This window comes from Simkania sp. (genome assembly GCF_965215465.1).
Taxonomy (GTDB): domain Bacteria; phylum Chlamydiota; class Chlamydiia; order Chlamydiales; family Simkaniaceae; genus Simkania.
Genome location: NZ_OZ244056.1, coordinates 1,284,736 through 1,298,402, shown reverse-complemented (window position 1 = coordinate 1,298,402; position 13,667 = coordinate 1,284,736). Strand labels below are relative to the sequence as shown.

The following is a 13,667-nucleotide window of genomic DNA, read 5'->3' as shown; positions in this document are numbered from 1 at the left end:
TTATATTTTCTTCTTCAATAACCTACAAGATCTTGCATAAAAATTATGCTCGAAAAAAAAGGTAACTCGGTAGAAAATATTTTTCTTTAATCTAATGGCTAGGAGGTTTTTATGAGTCAAACATTAGTCGTAAGCCCTCAAGCAACATGTCAACTTCGAAACGGAGCATATCTGACCTGTCAACTTGAAGGGAACCCTTTCAATTTAACTGCTTTTGCAGAGAAAACTAAAACTTTTGCTAGGTTAGAATTATGTGATAAAGACCCTGATTTTGCTGCCAAACATGCTGGAGGAATTTGCCAGTTCAAAGCCACCAATGGAACCACAAGTTGTGGTTGTCCTGAACTTAATAATCCCAAGCTAAAAAGTGCTTATAGTCGATCAGTGATAGAATTTGTTTTAGGTCTTGCGAGAAGCCAGAACACAATCACTTTAACTTTTTTTGCTTCAGGAGGCCTTCGAAACGAATGCGATCTCATTTCAGAGATCTTGATGGAATTGGAAAAACAAAATTGGGCCGGAGACCTCAACATTCAGTTTGTTGATCCTGCATACACATTGAGTAAAACTCATGATGTCAAAAACAACTCAGATCATTTGCAAGTGAACTGGGGGTATGTGGCAGGGGCAAGCGCAGCAGGAATTTTTGGTCTTGGGTGTATTGCGGTTGGGACACAACTAAAAGAGCCAAAACAGCGTAACTGTTGTTATATTACAGGGGCTATTGCCTTGATAGTAGCTTTAGGGTTGAGTACCCAAATCCCAGCAAACAACACAAAAAATCGTGACGTAAAGGTTTTGAGTATAAAAGAGCCTTATTTCAAAGCCATTCAAGGGACAATGAGAACACTGCAACAACGCTTACCTCCAGAAATCAAAATGGAGGTGCAGTATTTTCCAAATGCTCAAGTCTGTATGAGAGATGGAAGGAAAATGGATGGAATCTTTGGCTATGATATTGGTGGCAAAGACCCAAAAACTGGTCGAGAAAGTATCGAAGATTATCGTGATTTGAAGAAATCGATGCTTAACCCACATGGTAGTGCCATCCTAGTTGGAAAAGAAGCCCCAACACCATTTGAAATGGGAACACCATTTTTCGAGCGGGCTCGAGGGCCAACTGGCAAAATACATCGGCTGGATTGGACTCGCATTTAAGCATGAATAAATTCATCGAAGATGCCATTGCAGGCGTCTTCGATGATTTCCCAAATCTTTTCAAAGCCTTGAGCCCCTAAATAATAGGGGTCGGGGATATCCATTCCCTTGAAATTTTCGCTGAAGGTTGTCGCTAGATGGACTTTTGCCTTCTCCTCAGGAGTATGTGCCAGAGATCGTAGATGAGAAACGATCTCTTCGGTCACACCAAAAATAGCTTGAAATGTGTCAAAAAAGGCAGGCTCGAACATCTTAGCCTGATGAGTAAAGGTGATCCCCTTTTCCTTTGCAACACGTTGCATCCGGGCATCCGGGGCGCTACCTAAAAAACTTGAATGGAGGCCACAGCTATCGATATAGACTTGATCACTCACCCCTTTTTGCAAGGCAAGGTGATTCATGTAACCCATCAAGGCAGGCGAACGACAAATATTCCCTAAGCAAACAAAGAGAAGAGCGATCACGATTCGTCAACATCTGCGGCGCAGCGGAATCCGTAGGTGCGGTTCACTATGCCTGGATTATTGCGGTTGCGATGAGAACAACGGAGATCTTCTTTGAGACTTTTCCAGCAACCACCTCTCAGAACGCGGAAAACCCCTTGAAGCGGTCCTTGAGGATTTTCTGGTTCTTGTTGCGACACCTCGTAGTAGTTATAGTCGTACCAATCTTGGCACCACTCATAAATGTTCCCAGCCATATCGTACAGGCCGTACTCGTTTGGTGGATAGCTTTTGACAGTGACGGTGTCTGAGCTAAAGAAGTTCGCTTGTGTGCGCTCGATTGTTGCACCAGTTGGGTAGATGTTATCTTCATTGCCACAAGCAGCTGCAATTTCCCATTCGGCTTCTGTAGGAAGTCTCTTACCAATCCATTTTGCATAGGCAATTGCGCCGTACCATGTAATTCCAATGACGGGATGTTTTGCATACCCCGATTCAATCACGAGTTTTCCACTATGCCGTTTAATGCGCGATTCTTTGAGCTGAATGATATCTTGATTGTTGGCGTCTTTTTCTCCCCCCATAACTTCTAAGAAACGGACAAACTGTTCGTTTGTGACAGGATGGACATCCATTGCAAAACTGTTAATCTGGATCTTATGTCGCGGTCTTTCATCTCGACCACCTTGGTTGGAGCCACGCTCAAACTCGCCCCCCTTAATGATCACCATTTCACTCAAAAGAGGCTCGATGTCTTTGACTTCATTTTGCTTGGGAACGTAACGAGCAACAGTCGATTCGATGTGGAATGCAGCAGCAGGATCAGGATCATATTCTGGGCGCTTGATCTCACCTGGATTGAGAACAGGTTTTGGGTTTGCACCGCGCACAGTGTCTGAAATCTCATGAAGCATTTGTGACTGAGTTTCGGTAATTTCAGGCTCAGGATCTTGGACAGCTACTTGGGCAGCTTCCTTGATTTTTTCAAGCTCGGCCATGGCTTCGTTTTCTGAAGGTTCATGAGGAGGTTCTGCAGCTGGTTCATCATCCCAGTTCAAGACGGCGTCTTCATCTTTTTCAATGGGGTGCTCTTCGGGTCCACGATGGGGGCGAATGAGTTCTTCTAAAATACCTGGCAATGACGAAGGCCGCTTGCCTGGATCTGGCTTGAGACACTCGCGAATGAGGTAATCCCAATCCAATCTAAAGTCGGGATACACTTCAGACGGGAGAGGAAATCGCCCTTCGGGGAAAGTGTGCATCAGCAAGAAGTAAGCGAGAACTCCAAAGGCATAGATGTCTGCTTGAGGTCCTACGGGCTTTTCGCGATAAATCTTTTGCTCGGGAGCGAGAAAGTGGTAGGTTTGCAAAAAGGATGCGTGCAGTTTCGAGAGCTTACTCGAGTCAAAAGGGCCAGTCAAATAAGTCTCTTCGCCAGTTTTCAACGTATTCGTCTTGTTTAAATCGAGAGAAAGGACATCCGCTAGTGTTTTATAAAGGCGGGTCAAAATCGCCCCTTCTCCAACAATGTGAGAAAGACCAAAATCTGAGAGGTAAACATGCAATCCTCTCTCCCCTTTTCCAATTAGGATGTTATTGAGCTTAATGCCACGGTGTGCGAGAGGTGTTCCATTGAGTTGTTTTTGATGAGCATAATGCAAAGCAGATGCAATTTGCGACAGAAGCTCGAGAATTTCATTTTCGTTTAGAGATTGCTTGTTGACCCCGAGGTATTGTGTGAGATTCGTCGTTTCACCAAAGCAATCGACAATGCAATCAGTGACGAGAAAATAGTACCCTTCAGCAAATGAAACATTATGAACTTTCACTATATGGGAATGATCGAGAGTTGCGAGTGTTGCTACTTCCTTTTCGAAGCGTTGAATGAAGTTGCGGTCATTAGCTAATTCTTCAGGAAGAACTTTGAGAACAAACTGCTTCTTCACAAAACGGTGTTCGGCCAAATAGACAGAGCCTAGTGTTCCCTGCCCTATTTGCTTGATGATTGCGTAATCTCCTAGGGTATTTTTATCCATTACCTCACTCTTGCGTCATTAAACTTTGTCGAAAAGCTTATCTTCTCAAATTTCAGCGTTTAAGTAAACCGGTGACGCAACGCATCGATTGATGTGATGGGAGCTTCGCATTTACCCTGCTTGCAAAGATAGATTGTTGTTTTCCCCTCGGTTGGAACATTCTCTTCAAACCGTTGATCAGAATGTCGTTTCCAAAAAACCACGTGATGGGGAATAAATTCAGAAGATAAAACCTCTAGAATTTCTTCTTTTAAATTTTCTTTTTCATCCAGAGCCACAACAATCGTCAAGGCCTCTTTATCGAGGTAATGTTGTAAGGCAATCAGGTGGTAACAAGCTCCTTGAGGATAGGTTTCAATATAGCTTGTCGCGACCTTTAAAATGTCTTCAGCTTGAATTCTCAGTTCTCGATTTTGCGAGAGTTGACTGAGCCGAATCAGGTTTTCTGCATGGATAGCATTTCCTGAAGGCTGCGCTCCATCAAATAGTTCTGGGCGCCTGAGTAAAATAGAGTGGTCGGGGCCTGTTTGATAAAAAGCTCCCTCTTCAGCCTTAAATTCTTTTTCAAGAAAATCAGACATTTCTAAAGCCCAATCCAGCCAAACGTTGCCAAGATCGGCTTCAGCAAGAGTGACCAGCGCTCGAATTAAGTAGGCATAATCATCTAGCCCCCCTTCGTAGTCGGTTTGACCCTCACGAAAATGGCGTTTGAGTCTGCCGTCTTTCCATAGATTTTGGCGGATGAAGTTGGCTGCTGCTAGGCCGCTTTTTAAATAGGTCTCATTTTGAAAGGCCCGTCCTGCCTTGATAAAAGCATCGATCGCCATGGCATTCCAGGTCACTAAAATCTTATCATCTTTGAAAGGGCGTTTTCTGTCATTTCGAGCCTCAAAAAGGAGGCTTAAACACGTGTCGAGACGGGTTTGGATCACAAGCGGATCGAGTCCACGAAGTTCTGAAAACTCTTCAATTGACATAGTGCGGTGTAAGACATTTTTTCCACCGAAATTTCCTTTTGGCGTGACGTCAAAGTACTCACAGAATAAATCTAAATCGTCTGGAGAAAGTAACTGTTGAATCTCTTGAGCATGCCAGGTGTAATATGCTCCTTCTTCTCCATCGGTTTCAGCATCTTCTGCTGAGTAAAATCCTCCACCTTGATGTTGCATGTCTCGCAGGAGATAGTCTAAAATCTCTTCGCAAACTTGCCGATAGAGCGGCTTTTTGGTCAGTTTCCAGGCATCGAGAAAAGCAAGAGCCATTAAGGCGTTATCATAGAGCATCTTTTCGAAGTGAGGAATGATCCATTTTTCATCGACACTGTAGCGGGAAAATCCTCCGCCAACTTGGTCAAATATTCCCCCTCGATGCATCATACTCAGTGTGAGCTCAGCAAAAAAAAGAGAGCGGGAATCCTGCTCTCTTCTAGCGTGCTCCAAGAAAAAAGGCACCTGATATTCTAGAGGAAATTTAGGGGCGCCTTTCATTCCTCCATAGACGGGATCGATGGCCTCATACAAAAGCGCCATTGCTGTATCAAGATGGCCTTCACTTGGGAGCTCTTCTCCTCGAGTCTGAACACTACGTGCAAAAAGATCGACTAGCTTCTCAGCCTGATCGAGCAGCAATTCTCTTTCACCGCTTTTCCAAAGCTGTTTAATGTGGGAGGTAAGCTCTTTGACACCCATCATTTCTTGCCGCGTCGTCGGAGGCATGTAGGTCGTGGCGTAAAAAGGTTTGAGGTCTGCTGTCAGAATCAAATTCAGTGGCCATCCTGACCCAGAAGCCATCAGTGCTTGAGCAAATTCCATGTAGAGGCTGTCAATTTCAGGAAGTTCTTCTCGATCGACCTTAACGTTGATGAAGGTCTCATTCATCAGCGTGGCAATTTCTGAATTTTCGAAGGATTCTCGGCTCATCACATGACACCAATGGCATGTAGTATAGCCAATAGATAGGAAAATAGGTTTGTCGAGCTTTTTTGCCGCTTCGAAAGCTTCTTCTCCCCATGGATACCAATCCACAGGATTGTGCGCATGCTGGAGTAGATAAGGAGACTTCTCTTTAATTAAACGATTTTCAAAAACCATCCTTGCACTCCAAAATTTTCTGTTACGAATTGCTTAGAATACGCCGAGGTATTTCGCTAAGTAGTAGGCAAGAACGAGGATTCCAACGGAAACTGCTGCCCAAATTAAATTCGGAAGCCATTTTACCCCGCCGCCTAAGCTTCCGCGGACTTCTAGTGTTCCAATCCCGTAAAAAAAGTCGTGCTTTGCACTTGCCCCTTCGAAAGCTTCGGGATTGTCACGAATGACTTTGTCTCCATCCATCCCTAAAAAGTTTGCATACTGCCTGAGAAAACCAAGCATGTAAACTGGAGATAAGAATTGATCTTCTTGCCCCTCTTCAATCGCCGCGATATAGTTGGAGCGGATCGATGTGGCGTTCTCGACCTCTTTTAGAGAGAGATTAAGCTCCTTCCGTTTGCTTTTGAACATTTCGCCAATTTGCTTAATGTCTTGAGTCATATGGCTCCCATAGATGATCTAGCTGAAAGACGTTAGACTACAATATCGAACGAAAATCTACAATTAAAAATCCCTTAATGTTAACTTTGGAGAAATCATTTTCATCAAAGTACTATGAATAAACCAGCTTGTTTTGTTGCCCAAATCGACCTTTCCCTTGCCTCAAAGCTCGAAGACGACCTGAAAAATCAAGGCTTTGAATTGTCGAAGCCACAATACACCCTCTTCCAAGCCAAGAAAAAAGGGATATCCTGCACTCTCTATGAATCAGGAAAGCTCACCGTTCAGGGAAAAGACAAACACGACTTCATCACCTTCTATCTCGAACCTGAGATTCTAGGTAGCCTCACCTACTCCTACCCTGATGCCGACCAAGACAAAACGCCTCACATTGGCGTCGACGAAGCGGGAAAAGGAGACGTTTTTGGCCCTCTTTGCATTGGCTCCGTCTTTGCCGATGAAGAAGGAATAGGCGAGCTTTCTAAGTTAGGCGTACGCGACAGTAAGCGGATGACCGATACAACTATCGTCAAACTCGCCGAGCAAATCCGTAAAAAGTTTTCCTACGCCCTCGTCAAAATCTATCCACAAAAGTACAACGAAGTCTACGACAAGTTTCGCAATCTCAATAGTCTTCTCGGTTGGGGCCATGCCACAGCTATTGAAGATGTCCTCAAAAAAGCCCCCTGTCAAAAAGTCACTATCGATAAGTTTGCCAGCGAGCATGTCGTCGCCTCTGCTCTGCAGCGCAAAGGTATTGAAGTGGAACTCACCCAAAGGCACAAAGGAGAAGAAGACATCGTTGTTGCCGCCGCATCAATCATTGCGCGCGCTGCCTTTGTCGAAGGAATGGAAAAGCTGAGTGAAGAGTTTCAAGTCAAACTCCCCAAGGGGGCATCCCCTGCTGTCGTCCAAGCAGGCCGTCAGTTTGTTGCGAAGCATGGCCGCGCTCTTCTCCCACGCATCGCAAAGATGCATTTCAAAACCCTTGAAGAGATCCAAGCAATTCAGTAAAAATAACGGCATGATTACAACACTGCATTTGCGACATTTTGTCCTCATCCAGCAGGCCGTCATTCATTTTGAAACAGGCCTCAACATCCTAACTGGTGAAACTGGAGCGGGAAAAACCATCTTGATCCAAGCCATTAACCTCCTAATGGGGCAAAAAGCCGATACTGACATCATTCGCTCTGGCGAAGACCAAGCAACCGTCACGGCTTCATTTGAAATTGAAAACCTATCTGAAGTCCACTCCCTTTTAGAAGATGCCGGCATCACCTTTGATCCTAAAGAAGAGCTTATCATTAAGCGGGAGATTTCCCACACAAGCAAAAATCGGATCTTTATCAATGCACAGCTAGCCCCTCTACAACTTCTGTCCCAACTCGGTGTGCATCTCTTTGAAGTTGCAGGTCAAAATACAAGCACGGCTCTTCGCTCCTCTGATCAACAACGTGAAATTCTAGATACCTCCGCCGCCATCGATCGTGCACCTTTTCAAATTGCCTATGAAAATGAAAAAAAGCTCCACCGCCAGCTCGAAACTCTCAAACTCCAAAAAACTGACGCAGAGCGTGCCACTCAGCGTATCCAATGGGAACTTGAAGATTTGCAAGCTGTCGATCTTTCAGAAGATGAAGAAGTCCTTTTTGAAGCGTATAAAAAACAGACAAACTCTCAAGAACGTACTCAAAGCCTTTCCTTCATGACTCAGGAGCTCGAAAGCTCTGTGCTCCCAACGCTCTTTCAATTTAAAAAACACCTTCCCTCAAGCGAACTTCTAGAAACTGCCCTCACTAGCCTAAATGAACTCTCGTTTTCACTCTCCTCTGAGCTTGATGATCTCCAATTGAATCCTGAGCAACTAGAAGCTCTTGAGCAAAAACTATCTAAACTCAATGCCGTCAAAAAGAAATATCACATAGACGCAGCAGACATTCCAAAGCGTCTCAACACGCTTGAACAAGAGCTCGAATATTATGAAAAGCTCGACGCGCAAATCGAAACACTCGAAAAAGCCCATGAAGCGGCAAAGCTCGAATGCGCTGTCCTATCTGAAAACTTAACGAAAAGCCGCCTCAAAGCGAAAAAAACTCTTGAACAAGAGCTAACCCAAGAAATTCGCCTCCTCAATATGCCAGATGCCATCTTCCAAATCGAAATCACTCCCAAAGAGCTTGGACCAGAAGGAGCTGACCAAATTGCCTTTTACCTCGGAGCTAACCGCGGCGAAAAGCCCGCTCTTGTCAAAAGTAAAACAAGTGGTGGAGAACTTTCCCGCCTCTTTTTTGCTCTCAAGCTACTCCTAGCTGAAAAAGAAGCCATCCCAATTCTCATCTTTGATGAAATTGATTCGAATATTGGAGGAGAAACGGCAACCCTCATTGGTGAAAAACTCCTCGAACTGAGCCAGTCTCGCCAAGTGCTTTGCATCACCCACTTTCCTCAAGTGGCGCGCTTTGCAACTCACCATCTTCTCATTTCAAAAAACACAGATGAAGAACGGACCCATACGACCATTGAATCGTTAGAAGGTTCCCAAAGGCAGGAAGAGCTCTTGCGCATGATGGGCGGAAAAGCTGTCCTATCTTAAATCTCAACTGTTTGATAGTTCTCCATTGTCAGCGCCGTTACTCTGCCATCTACATTGAGTTGAAAACCGCTAGGAAAATCCATGACTATTTTCTCAAAAAAATTGCGACCTCTCTGAGAATACTTTGCAACCAGTCTTCCTACCTCTTCTTCTGTACGAGAAGGAAATTCTGAAGGTCCCTTGTCTAAGGCAGCAGAATCAACCACCCTGTCGTAAACACTCCCTAGATAATGCATGTGAAGCAATCTACTTTAATCCAGATGAAACATAGGAAGAAAGTTCAAATATTGAAAATTAAAGCCTATGTTTGCTTAGAGATAAAAGAAACCAACTACCCAGTAGCTCTCTTGGTATAACTCCCTAGCTGTCTCAGACTGCTGCGTATTTCAGAGAAGTTTTCTTCCAGTTCTCTGATATAATTTTGATCATTATCTTGATCATTATAATGACACGTAGTTTGGCTCTCTTTTTTGTGACTGTTCCATGTGCGTACTTTAATGGGAGCGGGTGGGGGTGCTTGTGTGCTCCAAGTCTCTTTAATGTATTGAATAGCATGGTTCCCTAAGAATCCCAAAACTCCGACGGAGCCAATAATAGCACAATTCACTAAACTTGAATATTCTTGGCAGGTAGGTACGCTTAATAGTGTTTGACAGACACTTTGTCCAATAGACAAACTTATTTTAAATCCTCCATTTTAGTATAAATAATATAGATTTTTGAAGCGTTTTTTTCAATCAAAAAAACAACTAACAAAGATTTGTTTTTAATTTGATTGTGCTCAAGAAATTGAATAATGGAGATTAATCTTCTTCTTCGTCCTCGTCCTCTTCCATGAAGGGATAGAGGTCTTCGTCTTCCTCCCCTTCGATCTCATCACTGCCCATATCACTACGGGGATCGAGAAGGAAGGCTAAAGAAGTGGCTCGAGGAAGAGGCAAATAGTCGCTTTGCTCTTCTTCGGCTGGACGGCGCGCATGAAGAAAGCGCCACATCGCAAAGACAATGTAGACAGCAGAGACAAGCGCAATAAAGAGAAAGAGGCCCGACGGACCAACGAGTGACATGAAAAGAGGTGAAATGAGAGGGCCCACGATACATCCTGTTCCATAAATGATCAGCAGCGCGCAGGTGATTCCTACGATATTTCTCTCAGAGAAATAGTCACAAGTGTAGGTAATCGAAAGTGGATAAATGGTAAATGAAATCCCCCCAAAGAGAACCATAAGTGTGAGAAGCAAGTAGTAGGGAAAGTTGTGGCTGTGAAAAAGGGCAAATGTGAGTAACATCAGTGCCAGGAAAACCCCAATGATCACCTTGCGTCGGTTAAAGATGTCGGAGAGGTGCCCAATGGGCCATTGGAGAGCAAGTCCTCCAAGGATGGTAAGACCCATGATTTGTGAGATTTGCATGATACTCAAGTTGACCTCTTTACCAAAGATTGGTCCTAAACCATAAAAAGAGCTCATGATCAGTCCTGCGATGAAACAGCCAATGGGTCCGAGTGGAGCTTTTTTGAGGATTTGGAAGATGTTGGTAATGGAGGACTCGAGCATGAGAGGGCCACTACTTTTCATCATACAGACTGGTAGGACCGAAACCGAGCTGAGAAAGATGGTGATGGCAAATGGCAAGAAACTCTTCATAGGAGCTGCATTCAAAATGAACTGTCCAAACCCCTGCGCCATATAGAGGGTCAGCATGTAGAGAGAAAGAATTTTTCCACGCGTTCGTATTCCTGTAGAAAGGAGCAGCCAGCTTTCAATGACAATAAAAAAGCCCGAGGCACAGAATCCCACAAGAAAACGAAAAAAGGTCCAACTGACTGGTCCAATGATAAACGATTGAACGAGAATCACTGCAGAGTTAATCGAGGCAAACATGGCAAAGGTGCGGATATGGCCGATGCGGTCAATGAGTCTTTCCACATAGATGGAGCCAAGCATGACGCCAGTATAGTAAGCTGCATTGAGTATCCCGATGATAATGTTGCTGTATCCTTCAAAGGCAATTCTCAAACTAGCATAGGTATTGAAGAAGCCATTCCCAAGCATAACAATGACAAGACTGACTAAGGGTGGTGTAACAGATCGGATGACTTTTCTCATGCAATCCTCTTCTTAATGGCAATCTTCGTTTCCGGTTCTAGAGAAATCCAGTGGTTTTCTTCTTTTTTGAGGGGTTGATTGATGATCATGTATTTTTCTTTCTCAAAGGGGTGTTGGACTTCCCCTTTTTTGACAATCACTTGCTCAAACGTGTAGTGGATTTCAATGTGACCTGGTTCGATGCGCTTAATCGCCACATCTGTGTTTGTCAGGATGGGCAAGAAGTATTCAGACTTTTGTCCGAGCAATTCAATCACCCCTTCCTCAATTGCTGCTTGAAAGCCTGTTTTTCCAACTTGTGAGACAGATTGCAGCAAAATGACAAATAAGGTGTCGTCAATGCCAGAAAACTTCTGAAGTTCCAGGTAGCACTCGATTAAACTCTCTTGAGAAAGAGAATCACATCGGTCTAAATGGTAAACAGCATTTTCTCCATCAATGAGCTGCAACGAGGGCCATTCACGATTGATTTCATGGGCAAAATCGACCGTCATTCGCTCTAAACTGGGATCTTCTTGAATTTTCTCATTGAGGTTAGGAAAGTTTTCAGGATCGTTTTTGACTTTTTTTTCAGCACCGGCATAGACCCTTTCAAGAAAAGAAAGGGGTTTTTTCATGGCTTTTGAAGATTCCTCAAAAGCCCAGTCGAGTAAGTTAAGAGTGATTTGAGACACTTCTTGAAGGGATAAGAGAAAGTCCCACTGGTAACGGTTCAAAATGAGCGAGCAAAGATTCAACTCTTGCTCTTCTGAAATGCGAGAAAGAACCTCTTGTTGATTGCCGAGTTGGACCAATTGTCTGCGATTTTCAATTGGTAAGTCTCGTGGAATGTAACGACTTGCGAGGTAGGTTTGAAGGGTTTCAATGTCTTTTTTAGATGTTTTTGCAAGGCTTTCGAGGAAGTGATAGAGTTTGGGATTGATCTCTGAAAGTTCTTCAAAGTCTTGATAGGCAAGGACGATTTCTTGGAAGGCTTTACTGAGCTCTTTAAAGCGGGATAGTAGGCAAGATTTTTTCCGGTAGACCGCTGTTCGTGTCAGCCTATCGTGGATTCCTTCAGGAGTAAGGCAACATTCTCGTTTAAGGGTCTTGTTGCATAAGTTAATGCTTTGAATTTGGCGGTACTGGTTAGCGCGCGCTTTGCGCTTCACTTCGCGCCACATATGCAAATAATCGAGACGATGGGTTTTGAGGCGGTATAGCTTGATGCTTTTTTGATCTCTTACAGGGTTGGTGATAAATAGAAGAATTTCATTTGGAGAATAAATCGCTTTAAATTCGAGAGCATTTTCATCTTCACTGACTTTCTCAGATTGAATGTTCATAAAGATCGCATTGAGAGACTGGCGCGGGTCTGTATGTGTCTGTTCTTTACGCGCCTCTTCGATATGGTCTTGTAATGCGCGAAAATAAAAAAGCTTACGCGCTGCCAAAGCCTGAGCCACCGCATGCCGAGACCTTTTGTACTTTTTATAGGGAAAGACTCCGCAAGTCACAATCGATAGAAAGAGTTTGAGAACGTATTTTTGTCGAAATTTTTCGCGAAAATGTTGGGAAACCGCCGCTTGCCAGGAGGCTCTATGGTTGACATTGACAGAATGTACATCAGGTAAGGAAGGGTGTTGCATGCTCCAGCAGTCTCTAGGTTAGACCCATCTACCCTGGTTGTACAAATTTAGAACATATGTTCCAAGTTTAATCTGCAAGCATGGACGAGAAAATAGTAGACATAAGCGAACATCACAATCCCCTTTCCAGTCCAGAGAAGCGTCCGGACCCAGTTGGACATGATGAGATTATTGAGGATTTTTTTCGAAAATCGGACACTGAGCTTTTGATGCTGTGTCACCTGAAATAAGAATGTTGCAAGCCAGATGAATATGAGCAAAATCAAGTTAGTGATGGCGAAAGTGGTGAGTTCCCCTTTAGAAACTCCAACTAAAATGATGGCAGTAATCGCTTCAACAAGCATCACAGGACCAAGAAAAAAGGCTGTTCGTCGAATATGAGAGCGCTCATACTCGACGAAGCCTTCTTTTATCTTCTTATAGAGAGGATAATGAATGATCTGACTGTACCAGGAAACCCCAACCATAGCCCATGTCACGAAAAACTGAACAAGAGTGATAATGACGAGGTTTTCCATCAGTGTTCCTATTTTTTCAATTCAAACGAAGAAATAAAGTGTGAAAAGTGATCTTCAAGGTAGTTCTTTCCATCACATTCCATCGCTAGAAGATATAAATTGTTATCTGCCATCACAGCACGGCCCTTAAAGTAGTTCCCTTTTGCTTCGATAAAGAAGTCGAGAGCTTTATACCCTTGAACTTCGGTCAAATCGGCAAAAATGAGCTTATTTTCAGGATTCTGTGTGATCAGTCCGTTGAGAAAGCTTTCTAAGCTCATATCGGCATGTGCCTGATTGACAAATGGTGGATATTGCGCCACTAAAAGCATGTAAACGGCTTTTCTTTCATGTGCTGCAACATACACATCATAACGAAGGTTATGTCCTTCATCTGAAAGAGGCATGATTTGCTTTACATGTTCAGGAGAGCTTGGCAGTGAAATACTGCAAGATCCTGGGATGGAGTGAAACTTTTTCCACCCCTGTACTGTTTTAACTTGAGACTGCCCAGTTTTGACGGCTAAATATGCCTTTGCTCCGCCAAAAGAGCCTCCCGCGCTACTACAAAGAAGAGCAAGCGAGCCAACTGCAGCTAAAACCCTTCCTTTCACGCTCTTATTCCATAATTTAAACATTCGTCCCCCTCATATAAGTAAGATTGAAATCT

12 protein-coding genes are annotated in these 13,667 nt (G+C 43.8%); 3 read left to right on the top strand and 9 right to left on the bottom strand.

What is annotated here, in order from left to right; translation table 11 throughout:
• Positions 1 to 111 precede the first annotated feature (111 nt).
• Complete coding sequence (locus ACOOFG_RS05950; protein WP_420420559.1) at positions 112 to 1,158, top strand: hypothetical protein; 1,047 nt, start codon at positions 112 to 114, stop codon at positions 1,156 to 1,158.
• Here ACOOFG_RS05950 and ACOOFG_RS05945 read toward each other — a convergent pair.
• Genes ACOOFG_RS05945 through ACOOFG_RS05930 form a run of 4 tightly spaced genes read right to left on the bottom strand, consistent with a single transcriptional unit; the run spans position 1,155 to position 6,168 of the window.
• The gene (locus tag ACOOFG_RS05945; RefSeq protein ID WP_420420558.1) at positions 1,155 to 1,559 is read right to left on the bottom strand and encodes a low molecular weight phosphotyrosine protein phosphatase; all 405 of its coding nucleotides are present in this window, start codon (positions 1,557 to 1,559) and stop codon (positions 1,155 to 1,157) included. The two genes, ACOOFG_RS05950 and ACOOFG_RS05945, sit on opposite strands and share 4 nt — an antisense overlap.
• 59 nt (positions 1,560 to 1,618) lie before the next feature.
• Positions 1,619 to 3,637 (bottom strand): SUMF1/EgtB/PvdO family nonheme iron enzyme, encoded by a 2,019-nt coding sequence (locus ACOOFG_RS05940; RefSeq protein ID WP_420420557.1) that lies wholly within the window; start codon positions 3,635 to 3,637, stop codon positions 1,619 to 1,621.
• Between the two features lie 59 nt (positions 3,638 to 3,696).
• Positions 3,697 to 5,727: a thioredoxin domain-containing protein gene (locus tag ACOOFG_RS05935; RefSeq protein ID WP_420420556.1), complete on the bottom strand. Its 2,031-nt coding sequence runs from the start codon at positions 5,725 to 5,727 to the stop codon at positions 3,697 to 3,699.
• A gap of 33 nt (positions 5,728 to 5,760) precedes the next feature.
• A complete protein-coding gene (locus ACOOFG_RS05930; protein WP_420420555.1) occupies positions 5,761 to 6,168 on the bottom strand; it encodes a helix-turn-helix domain-containing protein in 408 nt (135 codons plus the stop codon).
• A 114-nt stretch (positions 6,169 to 6,282) separates the two neighbouring features.
• Here ACOOFG_RS05930 and rnhC point away from each other — a divergent pair, with 114 nt between their 5' ends.
• Together rnhC and ACOOFG_RS05920 are read left to right on the top strand one after the other, a co-directional pair.
• Positions 6,283 to 7,182, top strand: a complete 900-nt coding sequence (gene rnhC / locus ACOOFG_RS05925) for a ribonuclease HIII (RefSeq protein ID WP_420420554.1) — start codon at positions 6,283 to 6,285, stop codon at positions 7,180 to 7,182.
• Between the two features lie 10 nt (positions 7,183 to 7,192).
• Complete coding sequence (locus tag ACOOFG_RS05920) at positions 7,193 to 8,764, top strand: DNA repair protein RecN (protein ID WP_420420553.1); 1,572 nt, start codon at positions 7,193 to 7,195, stop codon at positions 8,762 to 8,764.
• Here ACOOFG_RS05920 and ACOOFG_RS05915 read toward each other — a convergent pair.
• From ACOOFG_RS05915 to ACOOFG_RS05895, 5 genes are all read right to left on the bottom strand, one after another.
• On the bottom strand, positions 8,761 to 9,000 hold the full coding sequence (locus ACOOFG_RS05915) for a hypothetical protein (RefSeq protein WP_420420552.1): 240 nt from the start codon (positions 8,998 to 9,000) through the stop codon (positions 8,761 to 8,763). The genes ACOOFG_RS05920 and ACOOFG_RS05915 overlap by 4 nt on opposite strands.
• 567 nt (positions 9,001 to 9,567) lie before the next feature.
• Complete coding sequence (locus ACOOFG_RS05910; RefSeq protein ID WP_420420551.1) at positions 9,568 to 10,872, bottom strand: MFS transporter; 1,305 nt, start codon at positions 10,870 to 10,872, stop codon at positions 9,568 to 9,570.
• Positions 10,869 to 12,500: a hypothetical protein gene (locus ACOOFG_RS05905; protein WP_420420550.1), complete on the bottom strand. Its 1,632-nt coding sequence runs from the start codon at positions 12,498 to 12,500 to the stop codon at positions 10,869 to 10,871. The genes ACOOFG_RS05910 and ACOOFG_RS05905 overlap by 4 nt, the downstream gene beginning before the upstream one ends.
• A gap of 47 nt (positions 12,501 to 12,547) precedes the next feature.
• Positions 12,548 to 13,018 carry a hypothetical protein gene (locus ACOOFG_RS05900; protein ID WP_420420549.1) on the bottom strand — a complete coding sequence of 157 codons (471 nt, stop codon included), beginning with the start codon at positions 13,016 to 13,018 and terminating at the stop codon, positions 12,548 to 12,550.
• Between the two features lie 8 nt (positions 13,019 to 13,026).
• A complete protein-coding gene (locus ACOOFG_RS05895) occupies positions 13,027 to 13,635 on the bottom strand; it encodes a hypothetical protein (RefSeq protein ID WP_420420548.1) in 609 nt (202 codons plus the stop codon).
• Positions 13,636 to 13,667: the final 32 nt, after the last annotated feature.